General features: G+C 56.1%; 16 protein-coding genes and 1 riboswitch. Of the genes, 9 read left to right on the top strand and 7 right to left on the bottom strand.

The features are described from left to right. Positions 1-149: 149 nt before the first annotated feature. Positions 150-2,882, top strand: a complete 2,733-nt coding sequence (locus tag NYE74_RS00195) for an alpha-mannosidase (protein ID WP_155620973.1) — start codon at positions 150-152, stop codon at positions 2,880-2,882. Positions 2,883-2,977: 95 nt separating this feature from the next. On the opposite strand, the gene NYE74_RS00190 is transcribed toward NYE74_RS00195, so the two are convergent. Continuing rightward, positions 2,978-3,490, bottom strand: a complete 513-nt coding sequence (locus NYE74_RS00190; RefSeq protein WP_036626603.1) for a hypothetical protein — start codon at positions 3,488-3,490, stop codon at positions 2,978-2,980. 335 nt (positions 3,491-3,825) lie between these two features. Here NYE74_RS00190 and NYE74_RS00185 point away from each other — a divergent pair, with 335 nt between their 5' ends. Beyond that, positions 3,826-5,451 carry an alkaline phosphatase gene (locus tag NYE74_RS00185; RefSeq protein ID WP_124332823.1) on the top strand — a complete coding sequence of 542 codons (1,626 nt, stop codon included), beginning with the start codon at positions 3,826-3,828 and terminating at the stop codon, positions 5,449-5,451. A gap of 119 nt (positions 5,452-5,570) precedes the next feature. Continuing rightward, a riboswitch (purine riboswitch) is annotated at positions 5,571-5,681 on the top strand. A gap of 79 nt (positions 5,682-5,760) precedes the next feature. Further along, positions 5,761-6,705: an EamA family transporter gene (locus NYE74_RS00180; protein WP_036626601.1), complete on the top strand. Its 945-nt coding sequence runs from the start codon at positions 5,761-5,763 to the stop codon at positions 6,703-6,705. Positions 6,706-6,865: 160 nt separating this feature from the next. On the opposite strand, the gene NYE74_RS00175 is transcribed toward NYE74_RS00180, so the two are convergent. The 3 genes from NYE74_RS00175 to NYE74_RS00165 form a co-directional block, all read right to left on the bottom strand. After that, positions 6,866-7,723: a sugar phosphate isomerase/epimerase family protein gene (locus NYE74_RS00175; protein WP_036626600.1), complete on the bottom strand. Its 858-nt coding sequence runs from the start codon at positions 7,721-7,723 to the stop codon at positions 6,866-6,868. Positions 7,724-7,845: 122 nt separating this feature from the next. Then, positions 7,846-8,727, bottom strand: coding sequence for a sugar phosphate isomerase/epimerase family protein (locus NYE74_RS00170; protein ID WP_036626599.1), 882 nt, complete (start codon positions 8,725-8,727; stop codon positions 7,846-7,848). A 14-nt stretch (positions 8,728-8,741) separates the two neighbouring features. Next, positions 8,742-9,800 carry a Gfo/Idh/MocA family protein gene (locus NYE74_RS00165; RefSeq protein WP_036626598.1) on the bottom strand — a complete coding sequence of 353 codons (1,059 nt, stop codon included), beginning with the start codon at positions 9,798-9,800 and terminating at the stop codon, positions 8,742-8,744. A gap of 130 nt (positions 9,801-9,930) precedes the next feature. Between NYE74_RS00165 and NYE74_RS00160 the strand changes: the two genes are divergently transcribed. Beyond that, positions 9,931-10,791: a helix-turn-helix domain-containing protein gene (locus tag NYE74_RS00160; RefSeq protein ID WP_124332821.1), complete on the top strand. Its 861-nt coding sequence runs from the start codon at positions 9,931-9,933 to the stop codon at positions 10,789-10,791. A 245-nt stretch (positions 10,792-11,036) separates the two neighbouring features. Here NYE74_RS00160 and NYE74_RS00155 read toward each other — a convergent pair whose 3' ends face one another. Together NYE74_RS00155 and NYE74_RS00150 are read right to left on the bottom strand one after the other, a co-directional pair. Then, entirely contained in the window at positions 11,037-12,233 is a 1,197-nt protein-coding gene (locus tag NYE74_RS00155) for an IS4 family transposase (protein ID WP_115311341.1), read from the bottom strand. Positions 12,234-12,743: 510 nt separating this feature from the next. After that, positions 12,744-13,700 (bottom strand): helix-turn-helix transcriptional regulator, encoded by a 957-nt coding sequence (locus NYE74_RS00150; protein ID WP_036626595.1) that lies wholly within the window; start codon positions 13,698-13,700, stop codon positions 12,744-12,746. Positions 13,701-13,883: 183 nt separating this feature from the next. Here NYE74_RS00150 and NYE74_RS00145 point away from each other — a divergent pair, with 183 nt between their 5' ends. From NYE74_RS00145 to NYE74_RS00130, 4 genes are all read left to right on the top strand, one after another. Next, a complete protein-coding gene (locus NYE74_RS00145) occupies positions 13,884-14,306 on the top strand; it encodes a VOC family protein (RefSeq protein WP_036626593.1) in 423 nt (140 codons plus the stop codon). A 212-nt stretch (positions 14,307-14,518) separates the two neighbouring features. Next, on the top strand, positions 14,519-14,830 hold the full coding sequence (locus tag NYE74_RS00140) for a thioredoxin family protein (RefSeq protein ID WP_051985754.1): 312 nt from the start codon (positions 14,519-14,521) through the stop codon (positions 14,828-14,830). 92 nt (positions 14,831-14,922) lie between these two features. Further along, the gene (locus NYE74_RS00135) at positions 14,923-15,945 is read left to right on the top strand and encodes an AAA family ATPase (RefSeq protein WP_082207959.1); all 1,023 of its coding nucleotides are present in this window, start codon (positions 14,923-14,925) and stop codon (positions 15,943-15,945) included. A 4-nt stretch (positions 15,946-15,949) separates the two neighbouring features. Continuing rightward, a complete protein-coding gene (locus NYE74_RS00130; RefSeq protein ID WP_051985753.1) occupies positions 15,950-17,089 on the top strand; it encodes a DUF58 domain-containing protein in 1,140 nt (379 codons plus the stop codon). 430 nt (positions 17,090-17,519) lie between these two features. Here NYE74_RS00130 and NYE74_RS00125 read toward each other — a convergent pair whose 3' ends face one another. Next, positions 17,520-18,449, bottom strand: a complete 930-nt coding sequence (locus NYE74_RS00125; protein WP_170180016.1) for a GNAT family N-acetyltransferase — start codon at positions 18,447-18,449, stop codon at positions 17,520-17,522. 236 nt (positions 18,450-18,685) lie between these two features. Here NYE74_RS00125 and NYE74_RS00120 point away from each other — a divergent pair, with 236 nt between their 5' ends. After that, the gene (locus NYE74_RS00120) at positions 18,686-19,960 is read left to right on the top strand and encodes a glycosyl hydrolase family 28-related protein (protein WP_341004534.1); all 1,275 of its coding nucleotides are present in this window, start codon (positions 18,686-18,688) and stop codon (positions 19,958-19,960) included. The last annotated feature ends 147 nt before the right edge of the window (positions 19,961-20,107 follow it).

Here is a 20,107-nt window from a genome sequence, read left to right as displayed (position 1 = left end):
CGCTATTTTTTCGAATCGCAGGGCTATGGCCGCATTTTGAGCCGTTCGTTGGAAAATAAGAACAAAAAATTCCGCTAATGGTGATAAATCAAGCTCAAATTCGAAAATAAGACCATAATTTTCCGCTATTTTAATGAGGGGGTAACGGAATGAAGAAGAAAAGAACGGCGCATATCATTTCCCATACGCACTGGGACCGGGAATGGTATCTGCCTTACGAGAAGCACCATGTCCGGCTCGTTCAGCTGGTGGACGCGCTGCTCGACAAGCTGGACGGCGATACGGCGTTTAAAAGCTTTTACCTCGACGGGCAAACGATTATTTTGGAGGATTACCTGCAGGTACGCCCCGAAAACAAGGAGCGGCTGGAGAAGTATATCCGCAAAGGGCGCATTTTGATCGGGCCGTGGTACATTTTGCAGGACGCTTTTTTGACGAGCGGGGAAGCGAATATCCGCAACATGCAGATCGGCCATCAGGACGCGAAAAAATACGGCGCACCGGCGAAAATCGGCTATTTCCCCGACACGTTCGGGCTCGTCGGCCAAACGCCGCAGCTGATGCGGCAATCCGGCATCGACAACGCCTTTTTCGGCCGCGGCGTGAAGCCGACCGGCTTCAACAACACCGTTTCCGACGGCGGGTATGAGTCCTCCTTCTCCGAGCTGATTTGGGAAGGGCCGGACGGCTCGAAAGTGCTGGGCATTTTGTTCGCCAACTGGTACTCCAACGGCAACGAGGTGCCGGTGGACGAAGCGGAAGCGAAGGCGTTCTGGGACCGCAAGCTGGCGGACGCGGAAAAATACGCGGCGACGGATGAACTGCTGTTCATGAACGGCTGCGACCACCAGCCGCTGCAGCTTGATTTGCCGGAGGCGATCCGCACGGCCGAGAAGCTGTACCCGGACACGAAGTTCGTGCATTCGACCCTGCCGGACTACCTGCAGGCGCTGGAGGGGGCGCTGGGCGGCCGCGAGCTGTCCACCGTCAAAGGCGAGCTGCGCAGTCAGCGCACCGATGGCTGGGGTACGCTGGTTAACACCGCTTCTTCGCGCGTGTATTTGAAGCAGATGAACCAGGAAGGCCAGACCTTGCTGGAAAAAGTCGCCGAGCCGCTCGCTGCGGTGGCGAAGATGCTGGGCAAAAACTACCCGCATCATCTGTTCACCTATGCTTGGAAAACGCTGATGCAAAACCATCCGCATGACAGCATCTGCGGCTGCAGCGTGGACGAGGTGCACCGCGAGATGGTCACCCGCTTCGCCAAAAGCCGCCACGTTGCCGAGGCGATCATCGACGACAGCAAGCGGGCCGTCGCCGAGGCGGTGAACACGTCGATCTTCGCCGGGTACGGCAAGGATCCGCTGCCGCTGGTCGTCATGAACACGACCGGTTGGAACCGCACCGGCACGGTGACCGTGGAGCTGGACGCCGCCCGCCTGTATCTGCGCGAGGAGCTCGGCCTTGAGGAAACCGCCCGCCGCATGAAGGCGGTCGACTTGTCCGGCCGCGAGCTGGTGGACGAGGCGGGGAACGCCGTGCCTTGCACGGTGGAAGACCTCGGCTTGCTGTTCGGCTACGACCTGCCGGACGACAAGTTCCGGCAGCCGTACATGTGCCGCCGGGTGAAGCTGACGTTCCAGGCGGAGCAGGTACCGGCGCTGGGGCACCGCGCGTACGCCTGGGTGCGCCCCCAAACGGCCGCCGCGGCAGCACCGGCCTCGCTGTTTACCGGCGGCCTGGTCATGGAAAACGCCGGGCTGAAAGTGGAGATCGCCGGCGACGGTTCGTTTGCGCTGACCGATAAAGCGACCGGCCAAATCTACCGCGACCTCGGCATCTATGAGGATACCGGCGATATCGGCAACGAATACATGTACAAGCAGCCGGAAGGCGAACAGCCGCTGACCACCAAAGGTCTGCCGGCGCAGATCCGCGTGCTGGAGGATACGCCGTACCGGGCCGCAGTGGAAGTGTGCCACGCATGGGAGATCCCGGCTTCCGCCGACGACAAGCTGGACGAGGAGATGCGCGAGCTGGTGTATTATCCGCAGCGCAAGGCGCAGCGCAGCGGCAAGCTGACGACGCTGAAGCTGCGCACGGTCATTTCGCTTGAAGCCGGCAGCAGAGGTGTAGAGATCGAAACGACGATCGACAACACGGCGAAAGACCACCGCATTCGGGTGCTGTTCCCTACGGACCTGGAAGCTTCCGTGCATCGCGCCGATTCGATGTTTGAAATCGCGGAGCGCGGCAACGTTCCGGCGCCGGAGTGGGAAAATCCGAGCAATACCCAGCATCAGCAAGCTTTTGTGGACGTAAGCGGGGAGAAGGCCGGTTTAACGGTCGCCAATCTCGGACTGAACGAATACGAAGTGCTGCTTGATGGCCGGAACACAATCGCGGTCACGCTTCTGCGCTGCGTAGGCGAGCTTGGCGACTGGGGCTTGTTTCCGACGCCGGAAGCCCAGTGTCTCGGTACCCATACGATGCGTATGGAGCTGATCCCGCATACAGGCGACGGCATCGTTTCCGGCGCATTTGCGGAGGCGTACCAGTTCCAGGTGCCTTGGACCGTGTGCCAAACCGGCATACATGAAGGAACGCTCGCTCCAAGCTCAGCGCCGTTCCGCTGGGAAAGCAAAGAGCTGGCCTTTTCTTCGCTGAAAATAAACGAAGAAACCGGCGACCTGATGTTCCGCTGGTACAATATGAGCCGGCAGCCGGGAGAGCTGACATTTTGCGCGGATTTCGAACATGAGCATTTTTACAAAACGACGATTCTGGAAGAGGAGGGAACTCCGCTGAGCAAAGACGCCGTCGGTTGTCTGTCCCTGATGACCGGACCCTGCGAAATCGTCACGATCGGGATTCGGTGCTGACGCTGCCGGACGAAGGTTTTTAGCGGACAAACAATACGGGCTACGGTCCCATCGGTCAGGCGCCGAATTGGGACGTAGCCTCTTTTTTCTCCAAGCTATACCCTTACCGAAATCGCCGGCGATACATTTATGTCTGCGGATACTGTGAAGGCCGTACCGTCGGATGTGTATATTTTGGGCTCAACTGCGGGTTGGCTCTTGATCTCAACAGCATCCGGATTTTGTTGCGCGCCGGCCGGATCGTTGCCATTGAGTGCTAACTGCCCTTCTTTGCTGATCTCTACCGTATCGGCAGGTTGGTTTGCATACTCTTGCTGCGCCTTTATTTTCGCTTCCATATCCTTTTGCAGTTTTGCTTCCTGCTCGGCCTTTTCTTGCTTTTTTGCTTGTTCCTGTGCCTTTTCCAATTCCTCCGCCGCAGTATCGCTTTCGCTTCTGGCCGAGTTGAGAGCGTTGCCGGCAACGCCTAAAGCCCTTCCCATTTTTTCCGTATCGGGATTAATTTTCGCCGCTTCCTTATTGTAAACCGCCATAGGCGCATTGGACGCATGCATATAGTTGGAAGCTCCTATCAATCCGCTGATCACTCCCGGCGTAAGTATATTCATCGATTTCACCCCCTTTCTGCCTAATGATTGTGGTGCTGCCATCATATTTATCGCCTATGAGAGGTGAACAATTAATACAATTGTATTAAAAACATTGACTATTTTATTAACATTTCTGCGCTTAAGAGATAGCCGCGTTCATAACTGCCGCGCTTATTATCATACGATCCGGCCCGCTTCATATTGCCCGCTTTGGATATGGGCGTTAGTCAGATCATCCGGGAGGCAATTTGCATTTTTACATGAATATGGGAATAAATTTACGTTATTCTAATATACGTCCTCTATACTGAAAAATGTAAAATATACGAATTTCATGGGATGGAGGATGGTTCATGCTTGGACAAGGTTTGAAAAGGGTGGCAAGTTTGTTAATCGCCTCGGCGCTCGTTTTGACGGTTTCGACGGGTGGAAGCGGTACCGCCGCAGCGCAGGAGACGGGGGCGGCTATCAAAAATGTCATTATTCTTATTCCGGACGGGATGGCGAATGACGCTACGGCGTTGTCCAGATGGTATAAAGGCAGCAGTCTGACGCTGGATCAAATGGCAAGCGGTCTCGTACGTACCCATTCGGCCGACGCGGCGATTGCGGATTCGGCTCCGGCGGGAACCGCTTTTGCGACCGGGCATAAATCGCATACAGGTTATGTTGGCGTGCTGCCGGACAAAGCGACGATGCCGGGACAAGCCAAAATCCAACCGGGGGACGAGAAAAAACCGGTGGCTTCGGTGCTCGAGGCGGCGAAGCTGTCCGGCAAAGCCACGGGGATTATCGCAACGTCTGAAATTATGCACGCCACTCCGGCGGACTTTTCCGCCCATTATCCGGACCGTAAAAATTATGACGCGCTAAGCATGCAGCAGGTATATAACGGAATGGACGTTGTGCTGGGCGGGGGCGCCGAATATCTGAGCCCCCAAGGCCGCAAAGACGGGGCCGACCTGATTGCATCCATCAAAGCTCTCGGTTACGATTATGTAACGACTCCGGCCGCGCTGAAGGCTTCCAAATCAAACAAGATATGGGGAGCTTTTGCGCCTGCCGGGTTGGCCTACGACATGGACCGCGATCCTTCCACGGAGCCGAGTCTGGCCGAGATGACCGCCAAAGCGATTGAAGTTCTGTCCAAAGACGAGGACGGTTTCTTCCTCATGGTGGAAGGCAGCAAAGTCGACTGGGCCGCCCACGCCAACGATCCGATCGGAGTCATTAGCGATGTACTGGCTTTTGACGAGGCGGTCAAAGTTGCGCTCGATTTCGCCAAAGACGACGGGCAGACCGCGATTGTGGCCGTAACCGACCATGGCAACGGCGGATTGACGATCGGCAACGCGTCGACAACCGGAAGCTATGACAAGGAACCGCTGTCCACGTTCATCGGCCCGCTCAAAAAAGCGAAGCTGACCGGCGAAGGACTGGAAGCCAAGCTGAACGCGAAGCGGACCAACATCAAAGAAGTGATGGCCCGATATTTCGGCATTGCCGACCTGACGGCGGAAGAAATTAAAGCCATAAAAGAGGCCGAAGCCGGCAGCCTGAATTATACGGTAGGTCCGATGATCAGCAAGCGGTCGGGGATCGGCTGGACGACGGGCGGACATACGGGCGGCGATGTGGTTCTGTACACCTACGCGCCGAACGGCGACCGTCCGACGGGCGTGATCGACAACACCGGCGTGGCCAAATACATGGCGCGCGTGATGGGGCTTGATTTGGACGCAGCGACGGACAGATTGTTTGTTAAAGCCAAGCCGGCCTTCACGGCCAAGGGCGCAACTTACACACTGGATGACAAAAACGGCAAGATCATCGTTACTAAAGGCGGCGACAAGCTGGAACTGCCGCTGCACCAAAGTATCGCTGTCCTGAACGGCAAGAAAACGCAACTGGAAGGTGTGGTCGTGTACAACGGGGTTGAAGCTTTTGTGCCGCAGCAGGCGCTGGACCTGATTCCGTAATCGCCCCGGCGTTAACCGTTTCACAGCTTTGGACAGGCTCAACCGCCCCAAGCCGGACTTAGTCGTCACGGACATCACGGTTGACAGTAATTTTATATTCGTTTAATATCTAATCTGTTGCGAAAAAAATCATACTTTCTCGTATAACCCCGTAATCGGCCAATGCCGACAGGGCGGGGGTTTCTACAGGGAGCCTTTACTTCCTAACTACGATGACAAGGAATTCAGAACTTCTTCCTTATCGCGTGGTTAGGATTTTTTGCGTTGTTCATAAATCGATACAATTTGGTGCAGGAGGATCGGGTTTTTATGAAGTATTGGATTTCCGTTTTAGCAGGAGCCATGAGTTACGGTGTGTTATCGACCATTGTCGTGTTGGCTTACGGCGAAGGTTTTAAACTAGGGGAAGTGGTAGGAGCGCAGCTATTGATCGGTTTAATTTTATCCTGGTTGATGGCCTTGTACACGAAACGCAAGGCGTTGCGTAAAAAGCGGAGGCAACCGGAGACTTTTTCCGCCGTCATTGCGGATAAAGGGTTAACGTGGAAGCAAAGATTGCTGCTTATGTTGGCGGGGGCCCCAACAGTTGTTACGGGATTGCTTTACTATCATTCCCTTCAGTATATCCCCGCTTCGCTGGCGATTATTTTATTGTTTCAATTCACGTGGATCAGCGCACTGATCCAAGCGGTAAGCAAGCGGCGGCGTCCCGGAAAGATGATGGTGGCGACCCTGTTCGTGTTGTTTGTGGGTACTTTGCTGGCGGCCGGCCTAAACGCGCAAGGTTCGGCAAACATCGAGCGAACCGGCATTATTTTCGGTTTATTTTCGGCAGTGAGCTATTCCATGTTTCTTCTGTTCAGCGGAAAAGCGGTTCCTTCCGTTCATCCGGCATACCGGAGCGCTTGGATGGTTACCGGCGGATTTATTTTACTTATCGTGTTATTCCCGCCTTATTTCTTGTTTAACGGGTTGCTGTTCGGACCGCTGCTAATGTACGGATTTCTGTTAGGCTTATTTGGAGCGTTTATTCCGCCGCTGCTCTTCGCCATCGGAATACCTCATATCGGAGAGGCGATGGGAGGGATTTTGGGCGCTGCCGAATTGCCGGTTGCCGTAATGCTTTCTTCGATAGTGCTTCATGAAAACGTCAGCCCGGTACAATGGTGCGGTGTTATACTGATTCTAATTGGAGTGGTTCTTCCCGAAATGCACAAGATAGGAAAAAGGACAAACGCTCTTATGACCAGGTGATGTGGCGGCTGTGGGCCGAATTTCTGAAGTCCGGAGCCGCCATCCCGGCGGCCATGTACCGCCCAAAAAACGAGGTATACTAAAGTATACCTCGTCCGTATAAACGCAAGTTCCAATGAAGTTTGCGCTTTAATCCGCCGAACACGGACCAAGCGGGCGGCTACACTTCCTCCCAAATTCGCCGCACATTCTCGAAGGCGATTTTGGTTCCTTTGCGGCACTCCTCCATGCCTTCGTATTCGATGGACAGGAAGCCGTCATAGCCGGAGCGCTTGACGATGCGGAGAATCTCCCGCAGATCGAGGTCGCCCTGGCCGGCGATCGCGCCGCGCAAATACCCGCCGCCCGCGCTGCGGAACCAGCCTTCTCCAGGGTTGCGGTCCGCCGGACGGATGTAGAAGTCTTTGACGTGAACCATCGATGCGTAGGCGATGTTTTTCTTCACCGCGATCACGGGCTGTTCGTCCACGCACACAAAGTTGCCGACGTCCAGCGTCGTCTTGTAATTCGGCCGGCCGACCGCGTGGAGCACCGCCTGTACCCGGTCGCTGGCCTGAACGTAATAGCCGTGGTTCTCCAGGCTGGTCGTAATGCCGTACTGCGCAGCGTAATCGGCGATCCGCCGGCAGGCTTCGGCGATGCGCGGAAGATCCTCCTGAAAGCGTATGATCGAGGTGTCCTGCCGGGAAGCGACGTCATGGCGCATCAGCTTGACGCCGAGGGCATGGGCAATGTCGACTTCCCGCATGACCCGGCGGATTTCCGACTCGTAAGCTTCTTCCGTGTCCGTAATGAAGTTGGCGCCGATGGCATAGTTGGAAACGGCGATTCCCGCTTTGGCGGCCCGCTCGCGGATTTGCCCGATGAGTTCGGGGGTTTGCTTCAAATCGAAACCCAGCGGCACGATTTCGACATGCTCCCCGCCGATGCCGGCGATCCAGTCGATCGCCTCCAGAATAGTCATGCCGTCCATCTGCATGGCCTGATAAAGACTATAAGAGCTTATTCCGAGTTTCATGTTTTACAGCGCGTCTCCTTCCATCCTAAGATCGTTCCGGCTTAAGGCCGCTGTGCGCGGCTCGGCTCTTGCGGCTCACGGCTCTTGCTGCTCTTGCGAATCACATCCGCTTTGCCCTCGGGTCATCCCCGGAAAGACCGGATGAACTCGACCGCTTTTCTGATGTCTTCCTCCGGCTTGTCGCCGACTTCCCGCTCGATCGTCAGATAGCCGGTGTAGCCGATCTCCTGCAGGGCGGCAAAATAAGCCGGGAAATCCACCCGGCCTTCGCCCAGCGGAACCTCCGCAAACCCGGCGCCGCCGGAGGAAGCCATGTCGGCGATCTTTTCGTGATCCATCGCCTCGTAGCCGAGGAAGCCGTATACGTCCCGGGGATCGACCGGGCGCAGGCGCACCCCGTCCTTTACGTGCGTATGCACGATATAGTCCCGCAGCGTCTTGACGCCCTGCACCGGATCGTCGCCCGTCACCATGACCATATTGGCCGGGTCGAAATTGACGGAAACGCCGTTTGTGCTCAGCGTGTCCAGGAAGCTTTTCAAATGAGCGGCCGGTTCCGGCCCCGTTTCGATGGCAAAATAGGCGTTCAAGCTTTTGGCGTAGACGCCTAGCTCCTCGCAGGCCTGCTGCATAGCAGCGTAGATCGGGCTGCTTAGGTCCTCCGGCACGATGCCGATATGGGTCGTCACGATGTTCGTGCCGAGCTCAACGGCCAAATCGAGTATGCGCTTCGACTTTTCGATTTTGGCCGGATTGGCGGCGGCGTCCTGGAATCCGTGGCCGCCCAGATCGCCGCAGAGGGCGGATATTTCCAGGCCCAGCCCTTCGATATAGCTTCGCAGCTCTTTGCGTTTGGCCGCGGTCAGCGCGGCCGGGTCCATTTCGCCGGACACGGCGTAGATTTGCACGCCTTCGGCGCCCAGTTCCTTCGCTTTTTTCAGGCCTTCCGTGACGCCCAGGCCCAAACTGTCGACGATGATACCGATCTTATTGTTCAGCTTCATATACCAGCGCCCTCCTAAAACCGGATTTCTCGGCCTTCCTCGGCCGATTGGTAAATCGCGTTTAATATTTTGATGATCTCCACACCGTCCTCCACCGGGCTGATCGGCGGCACGCCGTCCAGACAGCTGTCCACAAAATGGTTGATTTCGTTCTGGAAGCTGCCTTGGAAATCGAATGCGGGCGTGCTGATTTGCGGATCGATATTGATGATCGTATTATGGCGTTCCGTAACGATCGACAGCTCCGGTTCAATCTCGGCGCCGCCTTTTTCTCCGTAAATGTTGACCAGGGCGGAATTCTGCTTGGCATGCAGCGAAAAGCTGACGTCCACCAGCAGGGAGGCCCCGTTTTCGAAGCGGATCAGCGCATTGGCCATATCCTCCACCGTGTTGAGGGATGCGTCGTAGTCCGCTGCTTGGTAAAACGCGTAATTCTCGATGTTGGAGCGGTTGCCGAGCTTGTAATAGGTGTTGCCGCTAACCGACTTCACTTTGGGCCGGCCCATCAGATACCAGCACAGGTCGATCACGTGCACGCCGATATCGATCAGCGGGCCGCCGCCGGAGCGGGCTTTGTCGGCAAACCAGCCGCCGGGATTGCCGAGGCGCCGGACCAGGCTCGCTTTGGCAAAATAGATCTCCCCGATGTCCCCGGCAGCGATGAATTTTTTGAGCACGGCGATGTTCGAGGCATAACGCCGCACGTAGCCGACCTGCAGCAGCCTGCCGGTCCGCTCCACCGCTGCCTGTACCTGGAGCGCTTCGTCTACGGTAATGCAGAGCGGCTTCTCGCAAAGGACGTTTTTGCCCGCTTCGAGGGCGGCGATGCTGATTTCGGCGTGGCTGTTGTTCCAGGTGCAGATGCTGACCGCCTGTACATCGGGGTTCGCGAGCAGGTCGCGATAGTCAGTGTACACATGAGGAATGTTGTACTTCCGCGCCATGGCCCGGGCTCTGCTTTCATTGAGGTCGCAGATGGCCCACAGCGCGGCTTTCGGGTTGGCCTGATAGGCCAGCAGGTGGGATTCCGAGATCGATCCGGCGCCGATCAGTCCGATTTTGAGTTCGCTCATATTCCGCACTTCGCTCCCTTTCGTCAGCGGTGCGAATTTGCTACAATGAAGCAAAATTCGCCGCGAGTTTGTTTTATTTGTTCAGGCACCCTTAATTTAGCACAGGAATTCCAAAGGGAGAATGTGCAGGATGACAAAATATCTGGATTATATGATCAGTCCGCATCCGATCCGCGTGTTCAACCCGGTCGTCGACGCCAGCAAGCGGAAAATCCGCTCGCTGACGGTGGTCAACGCCGGCCATTTACCCGGCAGAACGATGCGGCGCGTTCAGGCGAAGTTCAGCTATTGGGCTTTTGTGGTGATTACCGGCGGGGGCGGGTATTACCAGGTTGACGGCGGGGAGAAGCAGGAGGTTCCCGCGGGCTCCTGGTTTTGCCTGTTCCCCGGTGCCGAGTTCAACTATGGCCCTCATGCGGACGGGTATTGGGACGAGTATTATTTTACCGTCGAGGGGGAGCGGGTTGGAGAATGGCTGGGCAGCTGGCTGCAGCATCCGGCGCAGGTCCAAAAGGCGGCGATCGACGATTCGGCGGTAAACCGGATGGAAATGATGTTCATGCTTCTGGAGAGCGGCGTACCGAGCAATCTGGACCGCGCCTCGCTGCTGCTCGAAGCGTTCCTGTACGAGCTGGTCGCCCAGGCCGACCAGGCCGAAACGGGCAACCGGGGGCGGTTCGTGCTCAAGGTGATCGAGGACATCTCCGGGTCGCTGTACGCCCGCCGGGAGCCGGAGGAACTGGCGGCCAGACATCATATTTCCGTGTCGACGCTGCGCAGGATCGTCCACGAATACACGGGGTATCCGTTAAATGAATTCATACACCGGCTGAAGGTGGCCGAAGCGAAAAACATTTTGCTCAATACGGAAATGAGCATCAAGGAAATCGGGGAAGCGCTCGGCTATCGCGATATGTTTTATTTTTCCCGGGTGTTCAAAAGAATTACCGGCCATTCCCCCAGCGGCTACCGGAACCGGGGCGGGCAGTGAAACCGCGGCTCCGCATGATCATCGTGTGCGATCAGGCCGCCTGAGGAGCACCATATCACAAGAATAGCGGCACTTTATGTACTAGCGTTGCAAGAACACTAACATCAATTTTCAGCAAAACCCACATTTGGATTATTGAAACTATAAATGGATTTTTTTACAGTCATTTTTTAAGCTTAAGACCAAAAAGTCAAGGTTACCTAATGCGTAGGTCGCGATGTCCCATTAAATGTATATAATGGATATTATTCCTTGAACTTGCTTGGCTTAATTATCCCAACCATTGTGCGCACCGATAACGCTTTGGGACCTGACCCCGGACGTCTCCCCGGACTACTTCGACTGGGTTTCCGATCCAGTTCGGTTCGAAAGGATCGCCATGAACGGTACAAATACTCGCGGAGAATCCGGAGCACTTGCCAGTTTGTTTTTGCCGTTTGGGTGCTGTGCCGGATGTGCTCCACGAGCAAGGCAGTAATTAAAGCCAAGAATAACTGGTTCCAAATAGCCTGTGGTTTATGACTGTGCAGCTTCTTCAATCGCAAATGTTGCTTCAGCCATTTAAAATACAACTCGATGAGCCAGCGATTTTTGTAGATCTGCGCGATTTCTTCAGCGGTCTTATCCCATACCGATGTAAAAATACGATAAGTCCGTTCCTGCTCGTCATAAAACTCCACCAAACGAACGGAATGTTCCATGGATCGGAAGGAACTGCCCACGCAAACCTTGGCGTCCCGCGTGATGTTCGAGCCTTCCGGAACAGGATACTCCTCAATGACGGTGGCAAGCGCGCGATCTCGCATACGGATCACAAACTGGATGTTGTCCTGGACCCATTGATCCATCCGGGCATAATCATCATAACCGCGATCCATCACATAAATCGCATCCGAGGGGACGACCAGTTCAACGGCCCCCGCACGATCCCCTACATTGAGCGAACTGGGGATCATGGCATCAGGAAATAGCTTGTCGGGAGCTGTAACAACGAGGCGCAGATGCATCTTGACGCCGCTACTCTTATTTGACATCTTGGCCCAACTTCCAAGTTGAAGCGGCAGTCGAATGCTGGAAGAATCAATGATGTGCAATTTCCCGCTCTGGCCCTGGTGGCAAGCACGTTGCTGTGTTTGTGATGCCAGATGCTGAAACATCCACTCCAACAGCTCCGTTGGGATCTGATCGAGTTTTCGGGATAATTGCGAGCCGCTGATACTCTCCAACTGTAGAAGCTGCTGAAGTTTCGGCTCAGCACGAAGTGCAATTTCCATTTCACCGTAAGATGACCATTGTTTCAACTGAGCATTGATGAAGAGCATGATCGCTTTCATCGTGGTAAGTTTCTTGGTGTAATGGTCGAAGAGTAAACGTTGATGCACATCGATGGGCAGTAAGGAAATCAGTTGACGAATGACCGTTTTAGCTTTAACGTTATCCATGGATGGTCTCCTTTTGTAGAGAGTTATGGACAACGTACCTACCTCTTTACAATAGGAGATTTTTTATGCTTTTTCCATGAAAAATGATCATAATTACCCATATTTAACTAATATTTGATTATTCGCGTTAGGTTTTATGCAACGCTAGTGCACTTTATGTACTTATTATTCGGATACGGGCCTGCTTGTCCCCATTAGCGGCATTTTTTGTGCTTATTTTCCTATGAATCGTACAAAAGGCGGCCTTCACTCTGCGGTTCGAGAAAATAGCGGCATAAATTGCCTTTATTTTAATTAAAGTGGGTAATCTCGCCGGGATAACGCCATTTTTTGTCCTTATGTTCTTGCTTGAGCTCTGAAAGTTCAGCATGGTCCAGTATGGTCCAGCGTCACCAGTATGGCCCAGCGTGATCCAGTATGATTCAGCGTGATCCAGTATGGTCCAGCATGATCCAGCATGGCCCAGCACGCTCCAGCGTGCTGGTTCAGCGGCTCACCCGGGTTTTGCGCTCAGCTGTATTGATCCAGCAGTTCGGTCAATTTGCGCTTGATCGCCGCGATAAGCTCCGGCGGCCGGATGACGGTCGCTTCCCGCCCCAAGCCGATGAAAAAGGCGGCCATAAAAGGAATTTCCCCCGGCGGAATTTGCCCCCGCAGCAGGCCCGTGCCATCCTCGCGAAGTTCAAGCCGGAAGTGGCGCAGCATCTCGCCCTCGCAGGCCTCGATCCCCAGCGGAGTCAGCTCGATGGTGCAATCCGCGTACATCGGCTTTCTCCCGATGAACGATTCCCAATTGCCGAGATGGACCTGCCGCAGATCAAGCGGCTTCAGCGCGGCGTCCGCTTCCTCGATGACGGCCGAGCCGATGCGGTCGCAGCGGAACAAGCGGAAATCTTTGCGCTCGAAGCAATACGCCGGGCAATACCATAAACCGCGGCTGGCGTAGATCCCGATCGGCTGAATGTGCCGGGTGCTCGTTGCGCCGGAACGCGAGGCGTAGCCGATGCGGAGCACTTTTTGGCGGACGGCGCCGTCCAGCAGAACCGCCAAATAAGGAAAAGCCGACTGCCTTTCCGGCGTCACGAAGTCGACCCGGTTTTTCATCTGATCGATGCGGTCCCGGACGTCTCCGGGCATATAATGATAAAACTTGCTGAGCGCGGAGGATGCTTCCGTTTCAAACGGGAGAAAGCGGTAATGGCGCAAGGCATGGCTGGCGAAAAAGATGGACACCGCCTCCTCTTCGGTAAAAGCGATGGGGGGCAGCACTCTTTCGTTCAGCACCTGGTAGCCGCCATGCGGTCCGACCTCGGAGTACAGCGGTACGCCCAGTTCGCTCAGCTCCTGCAGGTCCCTGAGGATCGTGCGCGGAGAAACGCCGAATTCCCGGGCCAATTCCTTCACGGTGAATTTTCGCTTGCGGTTGACGGTCATCATCAATTCCATCAGACGTTTCGATTTGGACATGGGGGAGCGCTCCGTTTCTTTTATTGGGCATAAAAAATCAAAAAAACGCCGGTATGCGTTTCTTATTTATGACAATACTTGTCACTATTATCGGCTACAATAAGAATCGAATCAAGCGGAAACGGAGATCGCCTCTTTCGCTTTTCGGGTTCCGCCAATTTGATCCTTAAGGAGTGTGTTTACATGATTCTGTTGACAACCCCCCTGATTGCCCTGAATGGACAAGCCGAAGAAGCGATTGCTTTTTATGAGCAGGCGCTGCAGGCCAAGGTGGCGTTTAAGCAAACCTTCGGCGAAATGCCCGAACCCCAGCAGCCGATGACTGACGAAGTGAAGAAGCGCATCGCGCATTCCATATTAAAGCTGGGGGAAACGGAGCTTTATGTGTGCGATATTTTTCCGGGCGAGCCGCATCAACCGGGCAGCCAGGTTACGGTGTGCCTCACGTCGAGTACGGCGGATTATACGCAGCAGCTTTACGAGGCCCTAAAAGAGGGCGGACGCGTCGATTTGCCGCTGCAGTCCATTTATTTCAGCCCGGCTTACGCTGTAGTTACCGACAAGTTCGGAGTAACTTTCCACCTGTTCACCAATCGCCCGGCTTAAAGGACGGGTTATCCCCGCTGCCGGATTGCCGAAAGGAGCGGCCCGTTCGCATGCAGATGCGAGCAGGGCCGCTTTTTGTGGTAAGATACGTCTATCGACGGTGTTTTCTCGAAAGCTTGGCCGCATTGGCGGCAGTTTTTTCGCGGCAATTCGCGGTATTAGATTGTTGTTTAACCTGCTGAAAATTTAATCCCCTAAAGGAGAGGCGGCTTATGGCGATTCGCGAAATTACGGAACAGGAGTGGCTCGACCGCGCGGAACCAGCCTCCGGCAAGGAGGCGTTGTTTTTCTTCACGGCGCTGTGCGGAACCTGCAAACTGGCGGAAAAAATGCTGGATATCGCTTTGGCGGCCGGTCCGAGCATCCCGGTATCCAAGCTGAATATTAACTATAGTCCGCGGCTTCGCGATCAATGGGAAATTTCCAGCGTTCCCTGCCTGATCGTCCTGCGGGACGGCCAGCCGGTACAAAAGGAGTATGCGATGCGGTCGGTCGTCGATTTGCGGGAGCGGCTGAAGGTTTAGGAAGCCCCCGGACTTCAGCTATAAAGCGGCCGGGCTTTTTGGTAAGATGGAAAGGAGAAAGGAAGAAATCGGTAAAGGCGGTGTCGGTACTTATGGAACTGCGGGAAGCGATGGATTTGACCGGGCGGATTCGCCGCAATATCGGCGAGGTGGTCGTCGGCAAGGAGGAGGTGGTCGATCTGCTGCTTGCTGCGCTGCTCGGGGACGGTCATGTGCTCTTGGAGGACGTGCCCGGCACAGGCAAAACGCTGCTTGCGAAAGCGCTTGCTAAATCGCTCGGCGGCGGGTTCAAGCGAGTCCAGTTTACGCCGGACCTGCTGCCTTCGGATCTGAGCGGCATTCATTTTTTCAATCAGAAAACGGGGGAGTTCGAGTTTCGCCCGGGTCCGGTGTTTACGCACGTGCTGCTGGCGGACGAGATCAACCGGGCGACGCCGCGCACGCAATCCAGCTTGCTGGAATGCATGGAGGAGCGCCAGGTGACGATCGACGGCGTCACGCACGAGCTGGCGTCTCCGTTTTTTGTCATGGCCACGCAAAACCCGATCGACCAGCAGGGGACCTTTCCCCTGCCGGAGGCGCAGCTGGACCGGTTCCTGATGCGGATTGCCATGGGATACCCGTCGCACGGCGAAGGGGTCGCCATCCTGCAGCGGTTTAAGGAGCGCCAGCCGCTGGCGGAAATCGGGGCGGCCGCCTCGGCCGAAGAGGTGGCGGCGGCCCAGCGGTATACGCGGACCATCCGCGTCCAGGACGATCTGCTCGGCTACATCGTGGCCGTTGCCGAAGCGACCCGGAAGCATCCGGAGGTGAAGCTGGGGGCCAGCCCGCGGGCGAGCGCGGCGCTGCTGCGCGCTTCCCAGGGCCTGGCGCTGATTCGGGGCCGGGATTACGTCACCCCCGACGACATCAAAGCGGCGGCCGTGCCGGTGCTGGCCCATCGGCTGGTGCTGCGGCAAGGCCTTCGGAGCGCGCAGGAGCAAGGCAGCGAAGTCGTCCGCCAGGCGCTGCAGCAGGTGGAGGTGCCGGCCGAGCCGCTGTTGACCGGGCTCCCGCCGACTGAGCCTCCGCTGACCGAGCCGCTGCTGACGGTCCGGGGAACGCGGGAGGATTGAACCCATGCAGCTGCCTTGGCTTATTATAAGCGCGGTTCTCCTTATCGGGCTGGTTGCCGCGGTATACCGCCGGCGCGCGCTGAAGGGGATCCGGTATGAGCGGTATTTTTCCAAACGGGCCGCATTTGAAGGCGATGAAGTCGAAATGATCGAGGTCATCGCCAACGCCAAGCTGCTGCCGCTGCCTTGGCTTCGCCTGGAATCGAGCATTCCCGCCGGGCTTGCGTTCGGAAAGCAGAGCAACCTGGCGATTCATGCCGGGGAAATCTATCAGAACCACAGCAGTCTATTTCACCTTCGTCCGTACCGGCAAATCACAAGGCGCCATAAGGTCGGGTGCGCCCACAGGGGGCTTTACCGGCTGGAATCGGCCACGATGACGACGGGCGATCCGCTGGGACTAAACTCGGAGGTCAAACGCTTCCCGCTGGATCTGGAGCTGCTCGTCTATCCGCGGGCGGTTCCGCTGGAGGAGCTGCCGCTGCCGAACCACAGCTGGCTGGGGGAAGTCACCGTCCGGCGCTGGATCGTGGAGGACCCGTTTCTGACCGCAGGGATCCGCGCCTATCGTCCCGGCGATCCGCTGAGCCAGATCAACTGGAAAGCGACGGCCCGGACCGGGGAGCTGCAGGTGCACAAGCGGGATTACACCGCCGACCACCGGCTGGTGATCTGCCTTAATGCGGAGGTTAGCGATTCGATGTGGAAAACGGTGACCGCGCCGGAGCGGATCGAGCTGGGGATTCGTTATGCCGCATCGGTGGCGGAGCATGCCCTGCGCAATGGGCTGAGCGCGGGCTTTATATGCAATGCTCGGCTGACGGACGGCCCGGCGGAGCCGGTCCGCATTGAGCCGCAGGCGGCAACCGATCAACTGGAGCTGTTGCTGGAAACGATGGCGCGGCTGGTGCTGGACCGAACGGTTTCGATGGTTCGGCTGCTCGAACTGGAGCTTGAGGCGGGGGCGGCCGATACCGATTATTTGATCATTTCCTGCCACTGGGGCGAGAAGCTCGCGGAAACGGCGGAGCTGCTGCGGCGCGGCGGCAACGGCGTGGAATGGATGGAAATTCCCGATTGGGCCGATCAAGGTTCGGGAGAAGCGGGCGAATTTGATGAATGGATGAGCTTCATCAGCTCATAACGGCAGCTTGGGCGAAAACATAAGGACAAAAAATGTCGCTATTTCGGCGATATCACCCCTTTTGAGTGCAATAGAGACATTTTATGCCGCTATTTTCTCGAATCGCTGCCGAAATGCCTGCGTTCATGACGAATCATAGGAAATAAGGACAAAAAATGCCGCTAACGGGGATGAACAGGCCTGGCTACGGATAATAAGTACATAAAGCGCCGCTATTTTAACGGTCTGGTGTCTGAATCTAGACGAATTAACAGCAGGGTATCTGGATCTAGACGATTAACAGCCTAGTGTCTGGGACTGGCGATTAATGGCCTGTTGTCTGAATCTAGACGACGGTCGACGGTCGACTTTGCATCATCGTTCCAGTAGCCGGCCGGACGTCAAGTGCCGATTCCGAGGTTGAGGTGAAAAAATACCGCTATTTTAGAAACTATCTCCTGCCCCTCCCCCTGACAAAGGACAGCCAGTTCCGGCCGGCCCGCAAAATTTCCTTATATCCCGGAGGTCTGACGAGGTAATACGGGGTGATCACGCCGCCCCAGTTCGCTTTGGAACTGGCGACCGAAGGGATGTTGGCCCCGGCGAAATCGAACGTTTTCAGCCCGTTGTCCGATAAATCGCCCAGCTCAAAGCTTTGCAGCAGCTGCACGACGCCTTGATTCAAATGCTCCGTCTTGCTGGCGGCGATCCAGCCGAACGCTTTTTGATCGTCAAGGCAAATCGTGATGCTGGCGCTGACCGGCTCCCCGGAGGGCGCATAACAAACATACGCGCGAAAGGCCTCCGGCCCGAGCAGGCTCCGGGCCAGCCGCAAATCCTCCAGGCCCAGCCGGTGGGTGAAGCCTTGGCGGGCTTCCGTTCCGGCGAGGCATTGGTGCACCTCCGCCATATCTTCGGTTCTGGCCGCCCGGTAGCCGGCCGCGCCGGCCTTGCGCACCTTCGCCCGGACGTCCGCGCTGGCGCGATCCAAGCTATAAGGCAGCTCCATTACATACGTGTATTTGATATCCGCGATAAATCCGCTCCACAAAAAAGGGCGGATGTCCGTAATGTCCGTAGGAAAAACGAAGCTGGCGCTGCTGGGCGATTTCAGCATATCCGCCGCCACCGCTTCCGCCACCTCCCGCCACTGCCGGTCGATTTTGAACGGCTTGTCCGTCGGCGTGGAATGAAACACAAACGGATGATAGGGGTTCAGCGGCGGGAGATACAGCTTGCCTTTTGCGTTATAGAAAAACAACCCTTCCCCCCGGGCCGGGGAATTGGGCGCCTCGAACTCGGCAAGACGCGCCCGGCAGCCCCATTTTCGCTCGTTGAACTCAGCCCACTGCATCAGCAGCTCGCGGCGGTTTAACTCCATGATACAAAGCCTCCTTCGACTTGTTCCCTTTACCAGTTCTAACGTATGATCTTGTCCCCGCGAATATGAGCAAGGGCGGATCGGGCTTTTTGCCGGTATCCCTTCTTTGCTCCCGGCCATTTAATATATTGTGAGAAAAAATATACCTTCTATCATTAGCTCAACTTATATCATTAGCTCAACTTCTATCATAGGGGATTCGGCAGCATAGTTTTTTCGTCGAAGGAGGGATTACCGTGATACAAGTTACAAAATGGGGCGCCCGGGGCGACGGAGCGGCCGACGATACCGCCGCGATCCAGCAAGCGCTGAACCAAGCGGCCAAAACCGGGGAGACCGTATATTTTCCCAGCGGCGTTTACAAGGTGAATCCGGCCAAAGCGCTGATGGTCGGGGGAAATACGCTCATCAAAGGCGACGGCCGTTCCTCCGTCATCAAGGCGGCGCCGGACAGCTTCGGCTGGGAGCTGATGCGAATCGCCGGCAAGGAGGTGAACGTCAGCGGGATCGTGCTGGACGGCAACGAGCGCGTAAACCGCGTTCTCGCCATCGGCGGGGGCAGCTCGCGGGTGACGGTCCGCGATACGCTCGTGACGGGCGCAACCCACGACACCGACCGGCGGAGCGAATATTACGCCGGAGTCGTGGCCGGCATCGTCGTCTACGGAAATACGGAGTCGATCACGATTGATAATACGGAGGTTGCGAACGTTGCCGCCCGCAATTTGGTGGGAAGCAGCCTGGTGGCCCGGGGCATTTTCGTCACCACGACCTGGGGGAGCAAAGAACTGGCCGCGAAAAAAGTATCCGTCACGAACTGCTACATCCATCATATCAGCCCGGCCGATGACGGCGACGGGATATACTACGAGGACCCGGCGATGGAAAACAACCGGGGAACGGATGTCGACAGCGTCATTGCCGGGAACCGGTTTGACTATTGCGCCAAGCGGGCGATCAAAATTTTTGCCCAAGGCATCACCGTTAAAGGCAACGACATTCATAATCCTTATTTAAACGACAATTACTTTAGGGGTACGGAAAAAGGAAAGCGCGCGCCGGACATGTACGCGGCGATCAGCGTTTACGGCGGCGGCAACACGGTGGAAGGCAACCGGATTTACGGAAACGGCAGCTATTATGCCGCGATCGAAGTCGGGGCCGGAGCCGAAGTGGCGGACATCGTGATCCAAAACAACAACATCGCCATGGGGGAACGCAGCAACGTCAAGGGTACGACCGCCATCCGGCTCGGCAGTATCCGCGATTTCCGGGTTTTGTCCAATACGATCAACAACGGGGAACGGGGAATTTGGACCTGGCAAAACGCCGACCAAGGGCTGATCAAGGATAACGTCATCCGCGTGCGGCGGGGGGGAGGCATCGACCTCACGACGTATCTCCGCAGCTACGTGCAAAAAAACATCACCTTGGCAAATAATAGAATTTCCGCCTCCTCCTACACCATCAAGACGTCGTCCGCGACCAATTCCGGCGTCGTCATCAAATAAATCCGGTTGACAAAACCACTTAAGGAGCGCCCCCCGGGCGTTCTTTTTTTGCATTTGACTACTAAAACGGCGGCGCCCTGAATATAACACAATATAGCAAAACGTTATGCGGACGATAGGATGCGGATTATTCCAACAAAGGAATGG

Source organism: Paenibacillus sp. FSL P4-0127, assembly GCF_038007325.1.
GTDB lineage: Bacteria > Bacillota > Bacilli > Paenibacillales > Paenibacillaceae > Fontibacillus > Fontibacillus macerans.
This window is presented reverse-complemented; position numbering and strand designations above follow the sequence as displayed.

Bases quoted from the DNA above. Each gene is read 5' to 3' on its own strand.
- NYE74_RS00165 (WP_036626598.1), bottom strand. From the start codon at position 9,800: ATGAGCGAACTCAAAATCGGACTGATCGGCGCCGGATCGATCTCGGAA.
- NYE74_RS00140 (WP_051985754.1), top strand. From the start codon at position 14,519: ATGGCGATTCGCGAAATTACGGAACAGGAGTGGCTCGACCGCGCGGAA.
- NYE74_RS00195 (WP_155620973.1), top strand. From the start codon at position 150: ATGAAGAAGAAAAGAACGGCGCATATCATTTCCCATACGCACTGGGAC.
- NYE74_RS00150 (WP_036626595.1), bottom strand. From the start codon at position 13,700: ATGTCCAAATCGAAACGTCTGATGGAATTGATGATGACCGTCAACCGC.
- NYE74_RS00185 (WP_124332823.1), top strand. From the start codon at position 3,826: ATGCTTGGACAAGGTTTGAAAAGGGTGGCAAGTTTGTTAATCGCCTCG.
- NYE74_RS00180 (WP_036626601.1), top strand. From the start codon at position 5,761: ATGAAGTATTGGATTTCCGTTTTAGCAGGAGCCATGAGTTACGGTGTG.
- NYE74_RS00170 (WP_036626599.1), bottom strand. From the start codon at position 8,727: ATGAAGCTGAACAATAAGATCGGTATCATCGTCGACAGTTTGGGCCTG.
- NYE74_RS00145 (WP_036626593.1), top strand. From the start codon at position 13,884: ATGATTCTGTTGACAACCCCCCTGATTGCCCTGAATGGACAAGCCGAA.
- NYE74_RS00125 (WP_170180016.1), bottom strand. From the start codon at position 18,449: ATGGAGTTAAACCGCCGCGAGCTGCTGATGCAGTGGGCTGAGTTCAAC.
- NYE74_RS00130 (WP_051985753.1), top strand. From the start codon at position 15,950: ATGCAGCTGCCTTGGCTTATTATAAGCGCGGTTCTCCTTATCGGGCTG.
- NYE74_RS00175 (WP_036626600.1), bottom strand. From the start codon at position 7,723: ATGAAACTCGGAATAAGCTCTTATAGTCTTTATCAGGCCATGCAGATG.
- NYE74_RS00190 (WP_036626603.1), bottom strand. From the start codon at position 3,490: ATGAATATACTTACGCCGGGAGTGATCAGCGGATTGATAGGAGCTTCC.
- NYE74_RS00135 (WP_082207959.1), top strand. From the start codon at position 14,923: ATGGAACTGCGGGAAGCGATGGATTTGACCGGGCGGATTCGCCGCAAT.
- NYE74_RS00160 (WP_124332821.1), top strand. From the start codon at position 9,931: ATGACAAAATATCTGGATTATATGATCAGTCCGCATCCGATCCGCGTG.
- NYE74_RS00155 (WP_115311341.1), bottom strand. From the start codon at position 12,233: ATGGATAACGTTAAAGCTAAAACGGTCATTCGTCAACTGATTTCCTTA.